The sequence below is a fragment of the Acidimicrobiia bacterium genome (assembly GCA_035948415.1).
Lineage (GTDB): Bacteria > Actinomycetota > Acidimicrobiia > IMCC26256 > PALSA-555 > PALSA-555.
In genome coordinates this window covers 1-23054 of sequence record DASZJD010000003.1, presented here as the reverse complement: position 1 = coordinate 23054, position 23054 = coordinate 1, and the positions used below count along the sequence as shown (strand labels likewise).

General features: G+C 73.3%; 20 protein-coding genes. 10 read left to right on the top strand and 10 right to left on the bottom strand.

What is annotated here, in order from left to right; all coding sequences use genetic code 11:
• Window positions 1–83 precede the first annotated feature (83 nt).
• The 7 genes from VG869_00515 (at window position 84) to VG869_00485 (ending at window position 8916) form a co-directional block, all read left to right on the top strand.
• A complete protein-coding gene (locus VG869_00515; protein ID HEV3449661.1) occupies window positions 84–1145 on the top strand; it encodes a C40 family peptidase in 1062 nt (353 codons plus the stop codon).
• A gap of 117 nt (window positions 1146–1262) precedes the next feature.
• Window positions 1263–2414, top strand: coding sequence for a hypothetical protein (locus VG869_00510; protein HEV3449660.1), 1152 nt, complete (start codon window positions 1263–1265; stop codon window positions 2412–2414).
• Between the two features lie 170 nt (window positions 2415–2584).
• Entirely contained in the window at window positions 2585–3430 is an 846-nt protein-coding gene (locus VG869_00505; protein HEV3449659.1) for a GNAT family N-acetyltransferase, read from the top strand.
• A 179-nt stretch (window positions 3431–3609) separates the two neighbouring features.
• Complete coding sequence (locus VG869_00500) at window positions 3610–5310, top strand: SpoIIE family protein phosphatase (GenBank protein ID HEV3449658.1); 1701 nt, start codon at window positions 3610–3612, stop codon at window positions 5308–5310.
• Window positions 5311–5436: 126 nt separating this feature from the next.
• Entirely contained in the window at window positions 5437–6591 is a 1155-nt protein-coding gene (locus VG869_00495; protein HEV3449657.1) for an LLM class flavin-dependent oxidoreductase, read from the top strand.
• Window positions 6592–6631: 40 nt separating this feature from the next.
• The gene (locus tag VG869_00490) at window positions 6632–7699 is read left to right on the top strand and encodes a ResA-like WAxxUGC motif-containing protein (protein ID HEV3449656.1); all 1068 of its coding nucleotides are present in this window, start codon (window positions 6632–6634) and stop codon (window positions 7697–7699) included.
• Between the two features lie 89 nt (window positions 7700–7788).
• Window positions 7789–8916: an amidohydrolase family protein gene (locus tag VG869_00485; protein ID HEV3449655.1), complete on the top strand. Its 1128-nt coding sequence runs from the start codon at window positions 7789–7791 to the stop codon at window positions 8914–8916.
• Between the two features lie 118 nt (window positions 8917–9034).
• Here VG869_00485 and VG869_00480 read toward each other — a convergent pair whose 3' ends face one another.
• From VG869_00480 to VG869_00450, 7 genes are all read right to left on the bottom strand, one after another.
• Entirely contained in the window at window positions 9035–9463 is a 429-nt protein-coding gene (locus VG869_00480; GenBank protein ID HEV3449654.1) for an NYN domain-containing protein, read from the bottom strand.
• Between the two features lie 141 nt (window positions 9464–9604).
• Window positions 9605–10234, bottom strand: a complete 630-nt coding sequence (locus VG869_00475; protein HEV3449653.1) for an SHOCT domain-containing protein — start codon at window positions 10232–10234, stop codon at window positions 9605–9607.
• 182 nt (window positions 10235–10416) lie between these two features.
• Entirely contained in the window at window positions 10417–11910 is a 1494-nt protein-coding gene (locus VG869_00470; GenBank protein ID HEV3449652.1) for a hypothetical protein, read from the bottom strand.
• A gap of 91 nt (window positions 11911–12001) precedes the next feature.
• Window positions 12002–12865, bottom strand: a complete 864-nt coding sequence (locus tag VG869_00465) for an alpha/beta hydrolase (GenBank protein ID HEV3449651.1) — start codon at window positions 12863–12865, stop codon at window positions 12002–12004.
• Window positions 12866–13113: 248 nt separating this feature from the next.
• Window positions 13114–14577: a protein kinase gene (locus VG869_00460; protein ID HEV3449650.1), complete on the bottom strand. Its 1464-nt coding sequence runs from the start codon at window positions 14575–14577 to the stop codon at window positions 13114–13116.
• A gap of 171 nt (window positions 14578–14748) precedes the next feature.
• A complete protein-coding gene (locus VG869_00455) occupies window positions 14749–15657 on the bottom strand; it encodes a phosphatase PAP2 family protein (GenBank protein HEV3449649.1) in 909 nt (302 codons plus the stop codon).
• A gap of 144 nt (window positions 15658–15801) precedes the next feature.
• Window positions 15802–17205 carry a DUF1254 domain-containing protein gene (locus tag VG869_00450; protein ID HEV3449648.1) on the bottom strand — a complete coding sequence of 468 codons (1404 nt, stop codon included), beginning with the start codon at window positions 17203–17205 and terminating at the stop codon, window positions 15802–15804.
• A 606-nt stretch (window positions 17206–17811) separates the two neighbouring features.
• On the opposite strand from VG869_00450, the gene VG869_00445 reads away from it, so the two are divergent.
• Window positions 17812–18807, top strand: a complete 996-nt coding sequence (locus tag VG869_00445; protein ID HEV3449647.1) for an NADPH:quinone oxidoreductase family protein — start codon at window positions 17812–17814, stop codon at window positions 18805–18807.
• Between the two features lie 8 nt (window positions 18808–18815).
• Complete coding sequence (locus VG869_00440) at window positions 18816–19547, top strand: hypothetical protein (protein HEV3449646.1); 732 nt, start codon at window positions 18816–18818, stop codon at window positions 19545–19547.
• A 54-nt stretch (window positions 19548–19601) separates the two neighbouring features.
• Here VG869_00440 and VG869_00435 read toward each other — a convergent pair whose 3' ends face one another.
• Window positions 19602–21299, bottom strand: a complete 1698-nt coding sequence (locus VG869_00435) for an amidohydrolase family protein (protein HEV3449645.1) — start codon at window positions 21297–21299, stop codon at window positions 19602–19604.
• Between the two features lie 228 nt (window positions 21300–21527).
• Here VG869_00435 and VG869_00430 point away from each other — a divergent pair, with 228 nt between their 5' ends.
• A complete protein-coding gene (locus VG869_00430; protein HEV3449644.1) occupies window positions 21528–22265 on the top strand; it encodes a phosphoglyceromutase in 738 nt (245 codons plus the stop codon).
• 25 nt (window positions 22266–22290) lie between these two features.
• On the opposite strand, the gene VG869_00425 is transcribed toward VG869_00430, so the two are convergent.
• Together VG869_00425 and VG869_00420 are read right to left on the bottom strand one after the other, a co-directional pair.
• Window positions 22291–22785, bottom strand: a complete 495-nt coding sequence (locus VG869_00425; protein ID HEV3449643.1) for a hypothetical protein — start codon at window positions 22783–22785, stop codon at window positions 22291–22293.
• Between the two features lie 65 nt (window positions 22786–22850).
• Window positions 22851–23054, bottom strand: a 204-nt coding sequence (locus VG869_00420; GenBank protein HEV3449642.1) for a zinc-binding dehydrogenase, incomplete at its 5' end; no start/stop codon positions are given.

Below are 23054 nucleotides of genomic sequence, written 5' to 3'. Positions count from 1 at the left end.
CGAGGAGGCTGCGGCCCGCCCCGGGCGGGGCGTTGCGGCTCCACTTGGCCGGGCCGGGTCGAGCCCGGTAGCGTGCCGACCCCGTGTCCCGCCACATGCGCCGCTTTGGCCTCATCGCGCTCGCGATCACCAGCGCCCTCGCGGTGGCCCCGGGCGCGCCGCCCGCCGGCGCCGACCCGATCAGCGACGCGCAGGCCCAGGCCCAGGCGCTCCAGAGCCAGATCGAGGCGAACAACCAGCGCATCGACGCGCTGAGCCAGCGGTACGACGGGGCCCAGCTGCGGCTCCAACAGGCCGAGCAGGCCGTCACCGACGCCGAGGCCAAGCAGGCCGCGGCCCAGCGGAGCCTCGACGCGCTGCGAGCCCGGGTCCGGGAGCGGGCGGGCTCGGACTATCGCGGCGCGGTCTCGGGCCAGTCCCTGAGCGCCCTCGACTTCCGCGACTCCGAGCAGCTCCTGATCGGCGAGAAGTACACCAGCGCCCAAGCCGCCGCCGACCAGGCGCTCATCGCCCAGCTCGGCGTCGTGAAGCAGCGGCTCACCGGCGACCAGGCCGCGGCCGAGCGCGCGAAGGCCCAGGCCGAAGCCGAGCGCCAGCAGATCGCCGGTGCCCGGCAGAGCCTCGCCGCGGCCAACGCGGCCCAGCAGCAGACCCTCAGCCAGGTGCAGGGCCAGCTCGTCGCGCTCGTCCAGCAGGAGCAGCAGCGCCGCGAAGCGGCCGCGCTCGCCGCCGCCCAATCCCGGTTCGGCGGGGGCGGCAACGCTGACCCGGCGGCGTTCCCGAACGTGGCCGCACCGAACGGCGCCGCCGCGCAAGCCATCGCCTTCGCTCGGGCCCAGCTCGGCAAGCCCTATGAGTACGCGGCGGCCGGACCGAACTCCTACGACTGCTCGGGTCTGGTGATGGCCGCCTACGCCTCGGCGGGGGTCCGCCTGCCGCACTACTCCGGTGCGCAGTACGACATGCTCCCCCACGTTCCCTTCGGCGCCATGCAGGCCGGCGACCTCCTGTTCTGGGGCGCGGGCGGCAGCGAGCACGTCGCGATCTACATCGGCTCGGCGCGGATCCTCGAGGCCGGCGGGACCGGGAACGACGTGCACATCGGGCCGATCTGGGGTCAGCCCGTCGGCGCCGCGCGCCCCTGAGCCGCCGGGCGACGGTCCCATGCTGGCCGTGTCCGGCCCCGCGCCGTGGGCGCGGCTCGGCCGACCATCGGGCACCGAACGGGCCTGTGGCACACTGGCCGCGGACAGAGGAGCGCCATGACCGCGGTCATCGACTGCGACGAGCACCTGTACGAGTCCCGGACCCTCTGGGCCGATCACATCGATCCCGCCTTTCGGGAGGAAGCGCTGCGGATCGAGGATGACGAGCTCGGCTACGCGTGGCTCCGGTGGCGGGACCACCCCCTCGACATCGCCGACGTGCAGCACCCGGGCGACACCACCGTGCTCGGTGAGCACCGGCGGCGGCGCCGCGAGGGAGCGCCGGCCCCGTACAACTACGACGAGGCGCTGCCGGCCGACTACTGGGAGCCGTCGGCCCGGGTGCGCCGGCTCGACGAGCTCGGCCTCGGCGGCGCGGTGCTGTTCCCGAACTTCGGGCTGCTCTGGGAACGCCGGCTGGCGGCGTCGCTGCCGGCGCTCACCGCCAACATGTCGGCGTGGAACCGGTGGTGCGCCGATGTCACCACGGCCGGGCGCGGTCGGCTCCACCCGGTCGCGCACCTGACGCTGCGGGACCCGACCTGGCTCGAGCACGAGCTCGATCGCCTGGCCCGCGGGGGGGTCCGGCTCGGCATGGTCGCCCCCGCCACCGTCGACGGCCGTCCGCTCTCGCACCCCGATCACGAGCGCATCTGGGCCTCGTTCGTCGAGCACGGCGTCACGCCCGTCTTCCACGTCGCGGACCAGCGCCGCGTGTTCGAAGACGGCTGGTACACCGACCCGGACGACGCCTTCGTGCCCACGGTCGAATCGGTGTTCATCTGGACGCCCCCGGCGCTCGCCGTGACCGACCTGATCGTCAACGGGGTCCTGGCCCGGCACCCCGGGCTCCGGCTCGGCATCATCGAACTGAGCGCGATCTGGGTGCCGATGTACCTGCTGATGCTCGACGGGGCCGTCCGGTTCACCGCCACCCTGAACGGCCAGCCGCTCTGCGACCTCGACCTGACGCCGAGCGAGTACTTCCGACGCCAGGTGCGGGTGGCGGCGTTCTCGTACGAGCGCCCGGGCCGGCTGCGAGACCGCACCGACTCCCTCTATATGTGCTGCAGCGACTATCCGCATTCGGAGGGGACGGCGACACCCCTCGACGACTATCGGGCCATCGGCTCGGAACCCGGGCGAGAGCCCGGGCTCTTCCACGACAACGTCGCGTTCCTCCTCGGGGACACCAGCGCGCCGGCCTGACCGCCGGGCCGGGCGCATCCAGAGCCCCGGCCCCCCGCCGACGCCGCGGGCCCGGGAGTGCGGTCCGGCGCTCCACGCGGTGGAGGCCCTCCACCTCGGCTCCGACGCGAGGGCGTCGTGAAGCCGGCCTCGGGACCCGCGGCGGACGCCGCCCCCCGTCGCCGCGCCCCGTGAGCGAGGCCTTCCCCACCCTCGGTCCGGATGCCCTCGAGCCGATCGCGGCGCTCTGTGCTCGAGGGCTCGCCGACCCGCCGACGGTGGACGACCTCGGCGCCTCGCTCTTCACGCCGGGCTTCCCCGTGTCGGTGCGCGGGGACCCCGACCGAGGCGTCGTGGCGTCGTGCGTGCGGGACGGCGCCGCCTACCTCCGGCTCCTCGTCGTCAGCCCGGCGTGCCGGGGCCAGGGCCTGGGAACCCGGCTGCTGGAGGCCGCGGAGGCCGAGCTCGCCCCGGCGGGCACCGTGACGGTCGGGGCGGACGCGCCCGACCACCTCTTTCCCGGTGTCGAGACCACGCAGCTGGAGATGCTCTGCCTGCTCGAGCGACACCACTACGTGCGAGGCGAAGCCAACTACAACCTGCTCGTCGACCTCGAGCGCCTCCCCTCGGCACCGTCGGCGGCGGAGGCGTCGGTGGCCCGCGCCGCGGAAGGCGGTGAGATCGACGAGTGGATCACCGCGAACTGGCCGAACTGGCGGACCGAGACGCTGCGATGCCTCGAGCGCGACCGGCTCATGGTGTCGCGCGACGAGGAGGGCATCGTCGCGTTCTGCTGTTGGGACGGCGCTCGGGCGGGCTGGGTGGGCCCCGTCGGGGTCCGCCCGTCGGTCATCGGGCAGGGACGTGGCCGGGCCGTGCTCGTCGCCGCGCTCCATCACCTGCGCGCCGAGGGACGCGATCAGGCCGAGATCGGCTGGGTCGGACCGATCCGCCCGTACGCGCGCACCGTGCCGTCGAGGATCAACCGCGTGTTCTTCGTGTACCGCAAGCAGCGGTCGGCGAGCCCGACCCCCTAGGTCGCGCGCGGCGCCGCCCGCGCCGGCGACGCCGTCAGCCGGTCGGCGCCTCGATCGCCGACGGCGGGCTCAGCGGAGCGTGCGGGTCGTCGTCGGTCGGCCGGACCCGAAGGCGCCCGAGCTGCGGTGGCCTGCGGCCGGGGAGGCGCCGCGACCGTCCACCTAGAGTGGCGCTCGTCGTGACCGCCCTCACGCCGGAACCGTCACCGCGGCTACTCGTCGGCCTCGACGCGGCGGGCCTGCTCGAGCACGTCGACGCGGCGGTGATCGCGACCACCCTCGACGGCGTCATCCTCTACGCGAACCCGTACTGCGAGGTGCTCTACGGCCGCGCGCCGGCGCAGCTGCTCGGCCAGCCCTCGGGCGACTTCGCGGATCCCGTGCCGCGCGACGTGATCCGCGAGATCGGCGCCGCGATCCTCGGCGGTCGGAGCTGGGAGGGCGACTTCCAGGTCCGTCGCGCCGACGGCTCCGTCGTCGCCGTCCACGCCATGGACTCCCCGCTCTTCAGCCCCGATGGGACCGTGGTCGGCGTGGTGAGCCTCGCCTTCGATGTGACCGAGCGCAGCGAGCGCGAGGAGCAGCTGAGCCGGCGGTTCGACGTCGCGCAGTTCCTCGCCGACGCCAGCACCATCCTGAGCTCCTCGCTCGACTACCCCGAGAGCCTCCAGCGGCTCGCCGAGGTCTCGGTCCCCTTCCTCGCCGACCTCTGCCTGATCGACGTCGCCGAGGGAGCCGCGATCCGCCGCATGGGCGCCGCCCACGCCGACCCGGCCAAGCGGGCGCTCGTGGACGAGCTCCGGCTCCGGTACCCACCGGACCCCTTCGGCGCCCACCCCGCGGCCCGCGTGATCCGAGGGGGGGCGGCCGAGGTGCGAGCCGAGATGCCCGAGGACTTCCTCCAGGCGACGACGAGGAGCGACGACCACCTCCGCATCGTGCAGGCCCTCGACTTCGCCTCCTACATGTGCGTGCCCCTGACGGCCCGTGGTCGAACGATCGGGGCCCTTACGCTCGTGTCCTCCGGCTCGGGTCGGCGCTTCGGCCCGAGCGACCTCGTGCTCGCCGAGGACATGGCACGGCGCGCCGCCCTCGCGCTCGACAACGTCCGGCTCCTCTCCGAGCGCACCCACGTGGCGCGCGCGCTGCAGGACAGCCTCCTCCCGCCCTCGCTCCCGGACATCGCGGGGATCGAGCTCGCGGCCCGGTACGAACCCGCCGGCGCGGGCAACGACATCGGCGGCGACTTCTACGACGTGTTCGAGGTCGCGCCCGACCGGTGGGCCGTCGTGATCGGAGACGTGAGCGGCAAGGGCCCGGAGGCGGGCGCCGTGTCCGGCCTGGCCCGCCACACCATTCGAGCCGGCGTGCTGCGCGAAGACGTACCGAGCCGGGTGCTCCGCCTCCTCCACGAGGCGCTCGACCGCGACGAGAGCGCGGGTGAGCGGTTCTGCACCGTGTGCCTCGGCATGGTGACGGTGGGATCGCGGCGCCAGCGTCGGCGGCCGCGCGCCCGCGTGGCCATCAACCTGTCGTGCGGCGGACACCCCCTCCCGGTCATCTTGCGCCGAGACGGTCAGCTCGAGGTGACGGACTGTCGAGGGACGCTGCTGGGGATCACCGAGAACGTGAACCTCGTGGACCAGCAGGTCACGCTGGAACGAGGGGACACCGTCGTCTTCTACACCGACGGCGTCACCGAGGCCCACGCCCCGGGCGCACCGATGCTCGGCGAGGAAGGGCTGCTCGAGATCATCCGGGCCAGCCGGGGTCTCCCGCCCGGCGCAATCGCCGATCGCATCATCCAGGCGGCGACGACCCGTTCCGCCGGCGAGCCCCGCGACGACATGGCGCTGCTCCTCGTCCAGCTCCACGGCTGAGCCTCGCGGCCGCCGGTCGCCGGGCGCGCCGGCCGCTCGGCACCCAACCCCACGCGGTCCCACCGTGCGGGCGTGGCGCGGCTGTGTGAGACTGAGCCAGGAGCGACGTCTGGCCCGAGGTACGCGATGGAGTTCGGGATCTTCATCCAGGCCTACGTCCCGCAGGCGCGGTTCGACGCGAGCGGTGCGAACGCTGAGCACGAGGCGCTCCTCAACGAGACGGACCTCGTGCGGGTCGCGGACCAACGAGCGTGGAAGTACTGCTGGGTGGTGGAGCACCACTTCCTCACCGAGTACTCGCACCTGTCGGACAGTGCCTCGTACCTCGGGTACCTGGCGGCCATCACGGACCGCATCCACATCGGCTCCGGCATCTTCAACCTCAACCCGCAGGTGAACCATCCGGTGCGGATCGCGGAGCGGGCCGCGATGCTCGACCACCTCTCGGACGGTCGCTTCGAGCTCGGGACAGGCCGCGGGGCCGGGAGCCGCGAGGTCACCGGCTTCGACATCGCGAGCACCGACCTCACGAAGGCGCCGTGGGACGAGGTCATCCGCGAGCTCCCGAAGATGTGGCGCAGCACCGACTACCACCACGACGGGCCCACGTTCCGGGTCCCGTATCCGAACGAGCTGATGCCGACCCGAAACGTCTTGCCGAAGCCGTGGAAGAAGCCGCACCCACCGCTGTGGGTCGCCGCCGGCAACCCGCCCACGTACGAGAAGGCGGCCCGCCTCGGGCTGGGGGTGCTCGGGTTCAACGTCGCCGCCGTCCGCGACATGGAGCCGATGGTCCGCGCCTACAAGGACCACATCGGCGAGGCCGAGCCCGTCGGCGACTACGTCAACGACAACGTCATGATCACGAACGGGCTCGTGTGCCTCGAAGACGGCCAACGCGCTCGACAGGTCGCGTGCGAGATGGGCATCAGCTACCTGCAGAGCTTGGTCTTCTACTACCACGACACGTTCCCGAAGGTGGAGGGCGTCCCGGTCTGGCCGGAGCACTTTCCCGAGCCCACCCTCGAGGACGTCGAGACGCGCATCCAAGAGGGGTACCTGCTCTGCGGCGATCCCGACGAGGTCCTCGAGCAGGTCCGCCGCTACGAGAGCATCGGCTGCGACCAGCTCGTGTTCGGCATGCCGATCAACATGTCGTGGGCCGACGCGGAGGAGACGCTCCGGCTGTTCGGCGACCACGTCGTGCCGAAGCTCGACCCCGACCCGGTGCATCGTTCGTCGCGCTTCCGTGACGAGGCCGCGGCCCGGAGCCCGGCGTGACACCCGGCGCGCCGGTCCGACGCGCGGAGGCCCTGCTCCGGTGATCCTCACCGACCTCACGACCGACGTCCGCGCCTTCGAATCCGGGACGGGGTGGGCGATCAAGCCCGAAGGTGCCTGCAAGGCGGAGATCTGCGTCCCGCTGCCGACCGACGCGACGCCCTCGGGTCAGGTCGACGTGACCGTCGTCGCGCGCACCCTCGGGATGCCGATCGCCCGCGACGATGAGCACGGCCTCGTGGCGCTCGGACCGGAGACCGCCGTCACCGGCCGTGCGCTGACCACGGCGAGCGCGCCCGAGCTCGAGCTGCCCGATCTGGCCGGCCACCGGTTCCGGCTGTCCAGCCTGCGGGGGCAGAAGGTGGTGCTGCTGGCGTGGGCGTCCTGGTGAGGATGCCGCTTCGACCTGCCCGTGTGGCAGGAGCTGCGGACCCGGCTGCATCCGCGCGGCGTCGAGATCGTGACGGTGGCGCTCGACGTCGACGTTGAGGCGGCGCGGCCGTTCATCGAGGCCGCGAAGCCAGAGCATCCGTCGCTCATCGACCAGGGTCACTCGCTCGACGAGCGCTTCGGCGTCGTGAACGTCCCGAACGGGCTCTGGATCAACGAGGACGGCACGATCGTGCGTCCGGCCGAGCCTGCGTTCCCGGGCCGCAACCCGGTGCTCGAGCAGCTGCGAACGGTCGACATCACGACGCTCCCGCCGGAGACCGCGGCGATGCTGGCCGAGGCCCGGAAGATCCGAACCGACCCGGAGGGCTACCTCGCCATGCTCCTGGACTGGGTCGACCACGGCGCCTCGAGCCGCTACGCGCTCAGCGCCGAGGAGGTCGTGCGCCGCTCCCAGCCCCGAGCCACCGACGAGGCCCTGGCGGCGGCGGAGTTCGAGCTCGGCGAGCACCTGCACCGATCGGGTGACCACGCCGCGGCCATCCCGCACTGGCGGGCCGCGCACCGACTGTTCCCGGCCAACTGGACCTACAAGCGCCAGGCCTGGGAGCTCGAGGACCCGATGCGCCAGGGACGGACCGACGCGTACGACGGCTCGTGGTTCGAGGACGTTCAGAAGATCGGCGCTGAGAACTACTACCCGCCGGTCACGCCCTAGCGCGGGCGCCGCGGCACCGCCGGCGAGCCGCCGGGCGAGCGGCGGGTAACGTCACGCTGGCCTCGGGACCGGGGACGAAGGGTGGCACCGTGACGCTGTTCACGATCTCCGCGGACTCGCACGTGACGGAGCCCGGTGACTGCTATCTCGACCGGATCGACCCCCGATTCCGCGATCGCGCGCCCCACGCCCTCACCGACGAGAAGATGGGGGCCGTCATCGAGATCGACCGCGGCCGGGCCCGGATCCCGTACGGCATGATCGCCGCCGCGGGCCGCCCGGTCGAGAGCATCCACCCGTACACCTTCGTGGGCTGGGACGAGCTCCACCCCGGGGGCTGGGATCCGGCGGCCCGGCTCACGGAGCAGCAGCGGGACGGGGTCTCGGTCGAGGTGCTCTACCCGTCGGTGGGGATGTTGCTCTGCAACCACCCGGACGTGGACTACAAGAAGGCCTGCTTCGACGCCTACAACCTGTGGATCACGGAGTTCCAGAGCTACGCGCCCGACCGGCTGGTCGGGCTCGGGCAGACCGCGCTCCGAAGCGTCGCCGAGGGCATCGACGACCTGCAGCGGGTGAAGGAGCTCGGGCTGCGCGGCGTCATGATGCCGGGGTACGCGGGCTGCCACGACGACGGCGACTACGACGACCACCGGTGGGATCCGTTCTGGGACGCGGCGGCGCAGCTCGACCTGCCCCTGTCGTTCCACATCCTGACGAACAACGACAACCTCGCCCGCCCGCCGTACCGCGGCCCGAGGATGAACAGCTTCCTCGGCATCATCCGAGGCTGCCAGGACATCATCGGAACGCTGGTCTTCGGTGGCGTGTTCGAACGGCACCCGGACCTGCGCGTCGTCTGTGTCGAGGCCGACGCCGGGTGGGCGCCGCACTGGATGTATCGGGCCGACCACGCCTTCAAGCGCCACCGCACCTGGCTCACCGCCGATGCCCTGTCTCGGCTGCCGAGCGCGTACTTCCGTGACAACGTCTACGTCACGTTCCAGGACGACTGGGTGGCGTTCCGGGTCACGGACCTCCTGAACCACGAGCGCCTGATGTGGGCGAACGACCATCCTCACAGCGACGCCACCTGGCCGGACTCCCAGTCGGTGCTCGCGGAGCAGACCGCGGGCCTCGACCCCGCCGTCCGCGACGACATCGTGTGGCGGAACTGCGCCCGCCTCTACCACCTGGACCCGCCGCCGCCCGCCTGAGCCGACCGCCCGGGTCGACCGCGGCGCCGGCCCCTCACTCGTCGACCCGGTGCGATCGTGCGCCTCGACCTCGAGTCTGCCCGCCGCAGCCGAACCGGCGTCCGTGGCGTCGCGCCGCTCAGTCACCGAGCCGGTCGAGCACGGCACGGAGCACCGTCGCGCCGCGGACGGAGGCGCCGAGTCGCTCGACCCGCGCCGCGAGGGCGCGGTCGGAGGTGATGACACAGGCCGGCGGATCGCCGGGCCACCCTTCGATCACCTCGACGAGGCGGTCGTCCCCGGCGTCGCGGCCACCTCGAGCGGCGTAGGTGACGGTCAGGCCGCCGTGCCGGCCCTCGGGGACGCCGCGCGGCGGCCGCCCGTCGAGCACCAGCGTGATGGGACGAGCCGTCTCGGCCGAGAGTCGCTCCAGGCGATGGAACAGCTGGCGGACGGCGCCGTCGCGGTCGCGCCACCACCCGTCCGGCGTGCTCCCGATGACGTTCATGCCGTCGACGACCAGGTGCGCCCCGACGGGGATCGACGCGGGCGAGCGCCGGCGGGGCACGCGACGTCCGCCGCCGGCGCGACGTCCGGTCGTCATCGCGACCGGGGGCGGGTCACCTCGTCACGAGGTCGAAGACCTGAAAGCCCCCGTAGATCCCGACGAGGATCGCGGCGACGTGCGCGGCGATCAGCAGCCCTCGAGTCATCGGGTGCCCGCCGGCGTCTGCAGGGCGCGGCGCTTCGCGGCCTCGTACTCGGCGTCGGTGAGGTCGCCGCGCCGGTGCAGGGAGGCCAGGCGCTCGAGCTCGCTGGCGAGGTCAGCCCGCGAATTCGGCGCCGTCGCCACCGCGGCCGGAGCCGGCGGGGCCGTGAACCGCACGCTCGTCGGGGCGAGCACCGGCGAGGTCTTGGGAGGTTCGGTCGGCCCGGTGAGGCCCCGCACGAGGCTCGGTACGAGCAGGACCAGCGGGATGCCGCCCATCAGGATGAAGATACCGGCGGTCACGAGGAACCCGACGTTGGCGCTGCCGTTCGGCGGGTTCAGCCCGGAGTCGAGGAGGTTCCCGCCCAGGGTCAGGAACAGGGCGGGCCACGCCAGGAGCGCCACCGAGCGGCCCCGGTCGCCCACGCTGAGGACGAACAGACCGAGGCAGACGAGCCCGCCGACGATGGCGAGGGGGAGGATGCCCGCCACCCCCTTCGGGCAGTGGTGCGCGATGCGGTAGGGGCCTCCGGAGGCGCAGAAGCCGCCGATCGCCTGGACCGAGCGCACGGCCCGCGCCAGCAGCGTGAGGCAGAACGCGAAGCCGGCGACGGCCGCGACGCTGCCCACGGCCCGGGCCCCGTGTCGCCGATGCACCCCGTGCCCTCCCTCGTCCGGGTTCGACGGCGGGGGGATCGACCGCCGCGCGCTCATGATGGAGCCCGCCGAGGGCCGGCACCTGAGTAACCGGTACTCAGGGAACCCGCGCTCCGACCGCGTCGCGCGCCACCCGGTGATCCCGGGCGCCGAGGTCAGCGGCTCCGCGCTGACGCCAGCTCGTAGACGGTCACGCCCCGCACCACCGCGACCGGTCGGTAGTGCTGATCCACGAACGCGCGCACGCTCGGGATCAGCGTGAGCGGGTAATGCTGGTACTTGCGGACCGCGCCGGTCGACGTGTCGAGGAAGAGCTTCGGCGGATGCGCGCGCACGCTCGCCAGGAAGTCGTGGAGGGCGCCCGGGGTGGCGTCCCGGAGGCGTTGCGGCCCGTCGGGGCGGCCCGCCGTGCGACCGACGATGAAGTCGGTGATGACGAGCGCGCCCCCGGGCGCGCGGCCCGAGAGCCAGTAGATCTCGGGGAACGAGCCCCAGACGGTCACGAGGTCGCCCCCGGTGGTTCGTCGGCGGACCTCCGCCACCAGCGGGAAGGCCCGCTGGTCGATGTTGCTGGACCCGTGGATCGGTGCCCAGGCCTGCTGCCAGTAGAAGAAGGTCGGGACCACGACCAGGGTCGCCAGCGCCACCCGCGTCCACGCCGTGCACGACGCGATGGCGGGCGCCGCGAGCAGGCACAGAGCCGGCAGCACCTGCAGCCAGTAGTGCCCGAAGTATCGGAATCCCGCCACGACGGCGATGAGGCCCGTGAGCACCCAGAGCCACAGGTCGAGGTCGGCGCGGCGCCATCGACGGAGGAGGACGAGCACGCACAGCCCGATGTGGCCGACGACGAACAGCTCGAGCGCGTCGAGCCCCCGGCCGATCGGCCGCTGCACCTGGCCCAGGTTGAACACCAGCGAGCCGTTGCCCGAGAACGTCCAGTGCACGAAGGGGCCGAACGGGACCACGATCGCCACCGCCGCGATCGTCGCCACGGTGGAGACGACGAGGACCGCGACGCGCCCGACGCGATCGCTGCGGCGCCCGCGGGTCCACACCGCGACCGCGGCCGGCACCAGGCCGATGAGCCAGGTCTGGCGCGTGAGTGTCGCCAGGCCGAGCAGCACACCGGCCGCCAGCACGCTCGACCGGGAGCCGCGCCGTGCAGCGACGATGGCTCCGCACGCCGGCAGGAGGGCAAGGTGGGAGTAGTTGGCCGCCTGCGCGTCGGCGGGTCGCAGCGCGACGGCGCCGGCGAGGAGGAGCCCCGCGGCCCACCACGCAGCGCGACGGCCGGCCCGCTGCCGCACCTCGTAGGCGACGACGAGCGCGGCGCCGCCGAGCTCCAGCGCCGCCACGATGTGCAACGGCTCGAGGTGGCGGCTGCCGGTGACCCAGAACGTGAGCGCGTACAGCAGCGGCGCGATCGGGGGCTTGCGGTCGATCACGTCCCGATACAGGACCCCGCCGCGGGACACGACCATGCCCATGGTCGCGATCGCCGCCTCGTCGGGGTCGAAGAGCCCGCGTCCGAGGCTTGGCGCGCGAGCGGCGAGCGCGCCGGCCATCACGATGACGCCGAACCCCACGCGGCTGGGCCACCGAGCGCCGGTGCCGGCGGCGGCGATCCGACGGACCGGCGTGGCCACCCGTGAGAGGCCCGAGCCGGTGCTCAAGGGTGAGCGGCGCCGCCGTCGCCACGCGCCGGGTGCTGGCGGGGGCAGCCCGACTCGGGGCAGCTCACGGCAGCGTGGGCCGGATGTCGTGGTCGAGGAACTCGATCACGGCTCGTGAGAAGGCGTCGTTCTGGTCGCCGGCCACCATGTGCGCCGCCCCGCCAACATCGACGAGTCGGGCTCCCGGGATCTGATCGAGGAAGTCCTGCACGCCCTCCTCGGTGACGACGTCGCTGAGCAGGCCTCGGACGAGGAGCGTGGGGACGCGGATGCCTCGGAGCGCGGCCTCGAACAACGCTTGGAAGTCCTCACGCGGCACCTCGGTTCGACCGTGCTCGAGGAACTTCGGATCCCAGTGCCAGTACCAGCGACCGTCGCGTCGTTGGCGGAGGACCTTCATGAGGCCGGCCGGGTTGCGGCTCCGGGTGCGGTTCGGCGTGTACGCGGCGATGGCGTCGGCCGCGTCGTCGAGGGATTCGAAGCCGCCCAGGCCCGAGCTCATGAAGTCCCGGATGCGCTGGATCCCCTCCGGGTTGCTGCGGTGCGTGATGTCGACCACGACGAGGCCGCACGAGACCACCCGATCGCTGCCGCCCTCGGCGAGCATCGCCGCGACGCCGCCGAGTGACGCCCCGACGAGGACCGGCGGCCGGCCCAACTGGTCGCACACCGCGACGCAGTCAGCGGCGAAGGCGGTGAACGAGTAGTCGCCGTTCAGCGCCCACTCGCTGTCACCGTGTCCCCGCAGGTCCAGCGACACCGCCCGCCAGCCCGCATCCGCGAGCGCGCTGGCCGTGCTGCCCCACGCGTGGCGGGTCTGGCCGCCGCCGTGCATGAGCAGGACGGGCCACGCCGTGTCCTCGCCCCACACGTCGGCGACGAGATGGATCCCTTCGAAGCCCTCGAAGCGCACGAGCCGTGGATCCATCCAACCTCCGAGGGCTCGGCATCGGACTTCACGGTCGGCTCCGGGAACCGCGGCGGCGGGTGCCCGCTACCGCTGCCGTCTCCGACCGGGGTGAGGGTAGGCGACGTGCAACACGTGCACCGAATGACGCCGCCGACCCGCCCACCGCGGCGTGGCATCGAGAACCGCGAGCCCGGGGACGGGCGACGACCTCGAGGTAAAGGCGGGCGTGGCGACTCGTCACCGAGCGGCGGCGCGGCGTCTCCGCGTCAGCTCACGTGGATCTCGGCCACGTTGAGCTCGCCCGACGTGGGCAGGTAGGTGATCCAGAGCAAGACGACACGCGCCCGTCCCGCCGTGCGGAGCCGAAACGCGGTGTGCTGGCCGAGATGGCTGCCGGCCGCGAGCGGCGCGCCCCAGCCCGCGAGCTGCGGAGACGGGGCCGCGGCGGCGTAGATCTGCCCGTTCCAGTCGGTCTCGAACGTGTCGACGGAGACGGTTCGGACGCGGGTGAGCGCGTCGAGGGTCACGTAGATCCCGACCCCTGGCTTCCCGCCGCCGAGATCGCGGGTGACGTAGATCTCGGTGGGCCACGCGGTCTGGGGGTTGTGGTCGATCGCCAGGTTCACCTTGGCGTGGTTCTCCTGACCGTCGTTGCCGAACGGATCGAAGTCCTGGGCCGCCACGATCCGCGGCGCGGCGCCCGGCGTGCCGGCGCCTCGCCCGCCTTGGTCACGAACCAGGAGAAATGCAGCGGTGCCGCCGCCAGCGAGGACAGCGGCGAGGAGGAGCGCGGCCACCCACCTCCGCTGGCGTCTCGGCGGCGACGCCGCGGGCGGCGGGGCCGATGGCCGAGCCGGGGCCGGCGGCGACGGCAGGATGCCGGTGACCTCGTTCGGCGCCGTCGGGTCCCCGTCCTGGGCGGCCTCGATCGCGGCGGCGAGCGCCCGCGCGGTCGGGAAGCGCTGCTCGGGATCGTCGGCGAGGCACCGCTCGACGATCGCGGCGACGCCCGCCGGCGTCCCCGGCGGCAGCCGGTCGGGCGTCGTGCTCAGGCGGGCCAACGCCACCGCCATGTCCGTGTCGCCATGGAAGGGCAGCCGACCGGCAAGCATCTCGTAGAGCACGAGGCCGGTCGCATAGACGTCGGCTCGGGCGTCCGCGTGCTCGCCTCGGACCTGCTCCGGCGCCAGGTAGCGAGCGGTCCCGAGCACCACGCCCGTGCTCGTGAGGTCGCTCTCGGCTCGGCTGGCCTTCGCGATCCCGAAGTCGGTCACCTTCACCCGACCGTCGAGCCCCACCAGCACGTTCGCGGGCTTGATGTCGCGATGGACGATCCCGCCGCGGTGGGCATGCTCCAGCGCCAGGGCGACGTCCCGGGCGATCTGCAGCGCGCTGCTGGTCGGGAGCGTGCCCTGCTCGTCGAGGAGGCGACGCAGGTCGCGGCCGTCGACGAACTCCATGACGATGTAGGCGACGCCATCGTCGTCACCGGTGTCGTAGACCGCGACGATGCGCTGGTCCTCGATGCTCGCCGACGAGATGGCCTCGTTCTTGAAGCGCGCGCGCAACGAGCCGTCCGCGGACAGCTCCGGGTGCAAGGTCTTCACCGCGACGCGGCGCGCCAGCAGGGTGTCCTCACCGAGCCAGACCGAGGCCATGCCGCCCCGAGCGAGCGGGCGGAGGAGCCGGTACCGACCGTTCAGGATCCGGTCGGGCGCCGCGGGTTCCATCACTTCAACGGTACCGATCGGGTGCGGTCCGAACCGGTCGCAGCGCCGCGGCACCGCCCCGACGGGTGTCGCTGAGACGTGACGGTCGCGCGTCCCGAACCGCGGACGCGCCTCCCGAGGCGAGTGGCTCGCGAGCCGAACGCCGGGTTCTGCTCCGGACCTGATCGTTCGTCAGCGAAGACGCGGTCCGGTCGACGCCGAGAGACGGACGGGTTCGAGACCCGCGACCGGGGCCCGGCCGCCGGCTCGGTCTTCTGCTGGTGACGCCGTCCCCGTCGAGCCGGTCAGGCGCCGCGTGCCCCGCGATCCGGCGGTGACGAGCGCGGCTGCGAGCGCGGTCACCGCCGCACCGGCTAGCGCGTCGACAAGCCAGTGGTTGCCGGTGACGATGACGACGAGGACCATGGCCATCGGATACAGGGCCAGGAGCAGCCTCGTCCATCGACGCCGGAGCACGGGCCACAGCGCGAGGGTCGTCCACAGCGCCCACCCGACGTGCAGGCTCGGCATCGCGGCGAAGGGGTTCGTGCCGCCACCCCAGCTCGGCGCCGACGACCCGGCTCTGGCCCCGAGCGCCGCGAGCGGCGTCCGGCTGAAGCTGAAGTACGCCCTCGACGTGTCGATGACCTGGCCCGGACCGGGCATGAGCCGCGGGGGCGCGAGCGGATAGAGCCAGAACGTGGCCAGCGCCAGGCCCAGCATGGCGACGAAGACGTTCCGCCAGTGTCGGTATCGCGCCGGAGCCCGGCGGTAGAGCATCAGGAGGGCGATCGGCGGGACGGCGAGGTGGCCCATCGCGTAGTACGCGTTGCACGCCCCGACGAGCCCGGGGACGCGCATCGCTCCCTGCTGGAGCATCCGCTCCGCGCCGAGGCCGAGGGAGTGCTCGAGGGCCGCGACCTGGTGGGCGTGAGCGGTGGCCGCCGCCGTCGATCCCCTCACCCCGACGCGGACCAGGTCGTAGAGCGCGTAGATCCAGAGCAGCGCCACAACCTGGAACAGGCCGCGATCGACGCCGCGAAGCGCCGCGGCCGCCCCACCGACGGGCGGTGGGTTCGCTTCCTCGGCGACCGCCGTCATCCCGCCGCCCGCGTCGCGCTGCGGCCGTCCACGGCCGAGGACCCCGACGACACTGGCATCGAGAAGGGATCGGCTGGCGGCGCCCGCGACCTGAGCGGCGGGCGCGGTGTCCCCGTGGCGCCGGCGCCGGGGGTGCTGTGCCGCCTAGCCGGGTCGGACCGCAGGCGGCGTCCACGAGCCGGAGCGGATACCAGGTCCCGGCAGGTAGGCACGAAGGACGAGGTTGAAGCTGCCGGCCGGCGCCGGTAGCCAGTTCCCCTCGTGGCCCGGCGGGGGCGAGTGGGAGACGAAGACGTCGAGCGAGCCGTCGTGCCCGCGGGTCAGACCCTCCGTGCGGTCCCCGACCGCGTACCGATCGACCGGGTTGGCGACAAAGAAGTGGTCGGGTCCGTAGAGGGAGATGGACCAGAACGCGCGCGGGTCGATCGGTGGGAGCTGGCCCGGCCGGAAGTGGATCACGTAGGAGGCCGCGCCGCTCAGCGGCGCGCCGCCCTCGTCGGTCGCCGCGAAGTAGTAGACGGACTCGTCGGGGACGTTCGCCCCCAGCCCGACCATCGCGACCACCGCGCGCGTGATGTAGTCGGTCCCGTAGCTCCCGGTGCCGTGGAGTCGGGTCCACCCGTTCCGCGCCGTCGTCAGGCGGCTGCCGACGCGTCGGATGATCTCGAGCGCCGCGGCCCGACTGGCCTCGGTGGTCGCGAGCGCGGCCGCGTTCGGCACGAGGCCCGGTCGGATGCCGGCGGCGGCCAGGTCGGCGACGATCGGCCGATCACGTGGGGGCGGAGGGTCGGCGCCTATGGCCGTCGCCAGCTCACCCGTGAAGCTCGGCCGGGGCGCCGACGGCGGCGAGCACGCCGGAGCGCTCGCCCCGGCCCGGGGCGTGAGACTCGAGAGCGGCTGGAGGCGGTACCGCCGCTGTTCGGCCGCGGCGCCGGCGACGTCGCGCGATAAGGCCGCGAGGGTTCGACCGATGACCCAGACGTCCGGCGTGGGGGCCGTGATTCGGCCCGTCCCGGTCGGGAGCCGCCCGTGCCACCCGGGGCCGACGATCGCGTACGCACCGGCGCGGCCACCGTTGGTGCGGGTCCCGACGTCGGCGATCGTGTTCGTGTACATGTCGAGGAACTGGAACACGTAGTACCGATCCCGGACGGCCGGGACTCGGAGCACCATCGGGCCCGGACGCAGGTCCAAAAACGCGGACGAGTACAGCGTGTCCGCGTTCGGGGTCACCACGACTCGCGATCCCGCATCGAGCAGACGCGGCACGTTGATGAGGGTGTTGACGGGAATGCCGCAGAGCACCTGGCCGCGCGTCCGCGACATGGTGACGAGCGGGAAGCCCCAGACGTAGGCCTCGACGCCGGCCTGGAAGGCCATCCGATCGACGCCGGGGCCCGCCCGTCGGGCGGCGTCGGCAGCCGAGGCTCGAAGGGTGGCGGCGCCGCTCGGCGAGCCGGACGCGCTGCGGGTGGTGCCCGCGGCGCCCGCCGCGACGAGCGCCGCGACCGCGACGATGACGCCGACCTCGACCCTCGCCCGCGCCATCCGCTCCTCGACATCTTGCCCGACCGCCGGGCCCGGAGCCTCGGCGCCGGGACCAGTGTGGTCGCGCCCGTCGACCGCGGGCCCTCACCCCCGCAGGCTGCCCTGCCGGCGTCCGTGTCCCACGCCACTCGCTCGGCTCGACGGGCCCGGGTCGGCGCGTCGCCGTGCTCCAGGCGTCGACGACCGGCTTCGGCGGTACGCCGCGGCCCGGCCTCGTTGGCGCAGGCCGAGCGGCGAGCTGCTCGGACGTCGATGGGTTAGCGGAGCCGAAGCGCGACCCGGCTCGGCCGCGCAGCAACTACTCGTACCCGCGGGCGTGTGCGGCTTGCCCCTGCCGAGTCGCGCGCGCTCGTGCCGCCTCACGGCTGCGGGGGTCCTTCGCGGTGTAGCGCTACTTCGCACCGTGCTTGCCCCATCGGTAGTAGGGCCCCTCGCGGTCCCGGCCACGCTCGACAGGCATCGTTGGCACCTCCCACAGGCTCGGGCTGACCCGGTCGCCAGGATGCCCCAGCCGGTCGCGCCGCGCTTGCCTTCAGCCCGAGCCGGCGGCGAGCCTGCACACGTCCCACCCACCGCCCCGCACCAGCCCGTCCGGAGAGGACCGCCGTGAGAGCCGCCCGATGCAACGAGTACGGGCCCCCCGAGACGCTCGCCGTCGAAGAGGTCCCCGCGCCGACGCTGCGGGCCGGCCAGGCACTCGTGGGCGTGCGAGGGGCATCGGTGAACTACCCCGACGTTCTCGTCGTCGCGAACGAGTACCAGGTGTCGATTCCGCTGCCCTTCACGCCCGGCAGCGAGTTCGCCGGGGTCGTGCTCGATGTCGGCGACGGCGTCTCGACCGTCCGCGTCGGGGACCGCGTCTGCGGCGCCGGGTTCACCGGCGCGTTCGCAGACGAGGTCGCTGCGGCCGAAGCGGCGCTGAGCCCCGTCCCGGACTCGGTGACCTTCACCGAAGCCGCCGCCTTCGGCGTCGTCTATACCACCGCCTACCACGCCCTGCGGAGCGTCGCCGAGGTCCAGCCCGGGGAGTGGACCGTCGTGCTCGGTGCGGCTGGTGGCGTCGGGCTCGCGGCGGTGGAGGTCGCCCACCACCTCGGGTCGCGGGTGCTGGCGGCGGCCTCGACCGACGAGAAGCTCGCGCTGTGCCGAGCGCGCGGCGCGGAGGCGACGGTCAACTACACCCGCGAGGACCTCAAGGAGCGGATCAAGGACCTGACCGGCGGTGCGCACGTCGTGATCGACCCGGTGGGCGGCGCGTACTCCGAGCCGGCCCTCCGGGCGACGAGATGGGGCGGCCGCTTCGTCGTGGTCGGCTTCGCCTCCGGTGAGATCCCCCGCGTCCCCCTCAACCTGGTGCTGCTCAAGGGCGTCATCGTGAAGGGGTTCGAGATGCGGACCTTTGCGCAGCACGCCCCGGATGCGGCGCGCCGCGACGCCGACGAACTCGCCGAGCTCTTCGCCGCCGGCGCCATCCGGCCCCACGTCTCGGCGGTCTTCCCCCTCGAACGAGTCGGCGAGGCGCTGCGGGCGGTCGCCGACCGCCGGGCCCTCGGCAAGGTGGTCGTCGACCCCACGGCGGGCGACGCGACGCCGGCTGCGTAGCCGCCGGCGTGCACCGCGTCGCCGGGGTCCTGCTCGCCGGGCTGAGCGCCGTCGCCGCGACGCCGGCGTGGCCCCGCTCGTCTCCGGCCGGCGTCCCAAACCGGGCGGAGCCCGTCGTGACCTGCGCCGCCGTCGCGGGGGGCGAGGGCTCGGCTCCGCCTCCGATCCCCCGCTCGCTCCCCGTGCGGCTCACGGACCGCGCGGCCGCCCGGGTGCGCGCGTACTCCGACGGCTTCGTCACCGTGATCGCCCCCCGAGGCTGGCTGTGCGCCGGGTTGAGCGCCGCCGACGGCGGGCAGAGCCTCAGCGTGTTCCCGCCCGGTCAACCGAACCCGCTCGGTGCGGGCCGGCTGCCGGCGCACGCGGCCGGCGTCACCGCCATCCGCGAGTACACCGGCCACGGTCCCGGCGCGCAGCTCGTCTGCGCCCTGTTCCCCGGGACCCGCGCGGCGCGCCTCGGCGCGGAGACGGGCGGATGCACGCCGTCCCCGCGGCACGAGTCGGTGCACCGGCCGCGACGCGGCGTGGCCACGTTCCTCGATCCGCCCGGCGTGCGGGGCTCGGGTGAGCCCTCGGGTGCCGACAACCGCGCGTACGGCGCGGTCGTGTACCCGCGGCTGAGCCCCGAGCCCGACTCGGTGGACGTGGCCAAGGTGACCTGCACCCTCTCGGGTCCGACGGAGGCGCTGTGTCCGTCGATCGTCGACGACTTCGTGACCCGGACCGAGCCGGCCCGCTGACCAACATCGTGAGCGCGCCGCGCGCCGCCTCCGCCGACGCGGCGATGGGCGCCGCTACGTCGGCGCCGCCAGCAGCTGACCGGGTCGTTCGCCGGTCGGCTGGTCGTCCTCGATCGTGATCGTCCCGTTCACCGCCACCATGCGATAGCCCCGGGCATCCTGGTAGAGGCGCGGTGCCGCGCCGGGCAGATCCCGGGTCACCTGCAGCCGCCCCACCCGTAACCCCTCGAGGTCGATGACGGCGAGGTCGGCGGCGAGCCCGGTCGCGATCCTTCCGCGGTCGGCGATGCCCAGCACCGCCGCCGGCCGGGCCGTCATCCGGCTGACCGCCACCTCGAGCGGCACGCTGGCATCGTCGCGGACGAAGCGCGTCAGCACCTGCGACGGATACGAGAAATTGTTGATGCTCATCACGTGCGCGCCCGCGTCCCCCAGCCCCACCAGGGTGTGCCGGTCGGTGAGGAGCGACACCGCCGCCACGGCGTCGCGGTTCACGGCTGGAACCTGCACCACCGTGGCCAGCTGATCGGCGACGGCCAGGTCGCACAGCGCGTCGATCGGGTGCACGTGGCGCCGGCGGGCCACCGCCGCCAGCGACTGCCCGATGGCGTCGGGCTCTGAGGGAGAGACGAGCAGCACCCACGCGTCGAAGGCCGGCGCGAACATCGCGGCCGGGTCCACCCGGGCGTCACGCAGGGAGGCGCGGACCGCCGGGTCGGCGAGGCGCCGAAGCCTCGACGCGGTGTCCAGATCGAAGAACCCCCGCACCAGCGCGTCCCACCCCGGCACGAACGCGACGTGCGAGAACCGGTCGAAGCGGAACGTGGTCGTGATCGGAGCGGTCGCGACCTGCGGCGCGACCACGGTCCCGGGCGACTGGTTGAGCCGACGGTTGTGGCGCACGACGTCGGCCCAGGTGTCCGTGCCCGGCTCAGCGTGGAGCGGGCTCCACGTCAGGCGCGCGCCGGACTCCGCGCTCCAGGCCGCGTAGGCCGACACCTCGTCGGTCAGGCCGCGGGCGTCACCACTGAACTTCGTGCGGACGTTGATCTGCCACACCTTCCCGCGACAGGCGGCGACCAGCGCCTGCAGCTCGGCGTCGTCGGCGAACCGGCTCGGCACGGGGTCGCCGAAGGCGTCGACGTGGTTCGGGCCCCGTGAGGTGGCGAATCCGAGCGCGCCGCCGGCGAGCGCGCGCGTGAGCTCGCCGGCAAGGGCGGCTCGGTCGTCCGCGGTCGCCACCGCGCCCCGGGCCCGTTCCCCCATCACCGCGTACCGGAGCGCAGAGTGGGGAACCAGCGCGCCCACGTTGACGCCGAGCGCCTGCCGGCCGAGGAAGGCTCGGTACTCGGTCCACGACTCCCAGTCGAACGGCACGCCCTGCTCGGTGGTCTCGAAGGGGATCTCCTCGACGACCTCGAGGCTGCGGAGGAGGTACTCGCCACCGCGCGGTGGGCACGGCGCGACGCCGAACCCGCAGAGCCCGATGACGACCGACGTCACCCCGTGCAGACAGGTCGGCCGGGCCGCGGCATCCCAGCACAGCTGGGCGTCGAGGTGGGTGTGGGGATCGATGAAGCCCGGGACGACGACGCAGCCGGTCGCGTCGACGGTCCGGGTCGCGGCCTCGGAGAGCGGGCCGACCTCGACGATCCGTCCGGCGCGCACGCCGACGTCGGCTCGTCGCCCGGGCGCACCGGTGCCGTCGACGACGACGCCGCCGCGCACGGCGAGATCGAGGATCGGACTCATCAGGTGCAGTTCACCACAACGAATGACCGCCGGATCGAGCGGCATGGCCGACGCACCGGCTGCCGGCGAAGCGGAGCGGCGCCCAAACCCAAGCCGTCAGCGCGACGAGAACGTAGAGTCAGACGGTGGAGTTTCTGATGCTGGTGCCGAGCCTGCTGCTCCTCAGCGTCGTGATCACGATGTGGAGCGGCCGGTACGCCCGGCGCCCGCGCTGACGGCACGCCGACCATGGCGACCCTGATCCTGCTGCGCCACGGCGAGAGCACGTGGAACCGCGAGAACCGGTTCACGGGCTGGGTCGACGTCGGCCTCTCCGAGTGGGGCGAACAGGAGGCCGTCGCCGCGGGCGGCCTGCTGGCGCGGCACGAGCTGCCCCCCGACGTCGTGCACACGTCGGTGCAGCAACGGGCGATCCGCACGGCCGAGCTCGCCTTGCCCGAGTGCGACCGGGCCTGGATCCCCGTCCGGCGCTCCTGGCGCCTGAACGAGCGGCACTACGGCGCGCTGCAGGGCAAGAACAAGAAGGAGACGGCCGAGGAGTTCGGCCTCGACCAGGTCAAGGTCTGGCGCCGGTCGTACGCGACCCGGCCTCCGGCGCTGGACCCGGACGACCCGATGCACCCTCGGTTCGACCCTCGGTACGCGGGCCTGCCGGTCGAAGCCCTTCCTGGTTCCGAGTGCCTCGCCGACGTGGTCGATCGGATGCTCCCCTATTGGTTCGACGGGATCATCCCGGATCTGTCCGCCGGACGCTGCGTGCTCGTGGCCGCGCACGGAAACTCGCTGCGGGCCCTCGTGAAGCACCTGGACCAGCTCTCGGACGACGAGGTCGTCGACCTGAACATCCCAACCGGGCAGCCGCTCGTGTACGGGCTGGGACGCCGCTTCGAGGTGCTCGAGGCTCGCTACCTCGACCCCGCCGCCGCGGCGGCGGCCGCGACCGCGGTGGCCAAGCAGGCCGGGTAGCGGCCGGCGGGCCCGCGCTGGAGGCTCAGGTCCCGCCCTGGGGATGGAGCAGCTGGGTGAGCGCCTGATCCTGGGCGATCAGGTGCTTCTGGATCTCCCGGCACTCGTGGAGCACGGCGACGGCGTCCTTGTAGGTCTCCTCCGCCCGCTTGTCGGCGGCGCGGGCCTGGATGTTCTGGCCGACGATGATGATCGGCAGCAACACGAGCTGGAGGAACGCCTGGCTGATCCACGCCACCAACAGGATCGTTCCCGATCCAAGCGTGAATCCGAGATGGATCCCGGCCTGGTCGAGGGTGTCGGGGAGGCTCACGAGCGCGATGAGCGCGAACAGGTAGGCCGCCCACATCGTGCCGACGATGAGCGTGATGAACAGGCCGATCCGGCCGTTGAGCCCGGTTCGCTGCTCGTCGACCTTCACCGGCTTCGGTCGGTGATGCACGATGTGGTCGACCGTGCGGGGGTGAGGCTGGTCCTGGTAGTCCACCGCGCCGCCCGGCGGCATGGGTGTCGCCGTCACGGCGACATCTCACACGATCGCTGCGCGCGCGGCGCGGATGCCCGGGCGTCGGTGCCCGGCGACGGTCAGCCTGGGATCAGGACGATCTTGCCCCGGGTGTGGCCGGTCTCGATCAGCTCGTGGGCTCTGGCCGCCTCGTCGAGCGGCAGCCGGGCGCTGACCTCGACCCGGACCTGCCCGCTCGCCACCAGGCCGGCGGCGTCCTCGAGCCGGGCGCGGGTGACCGTGTTCGAGGAGCCGCTGACGGTGACGTCGTCGCGACGAGCCTG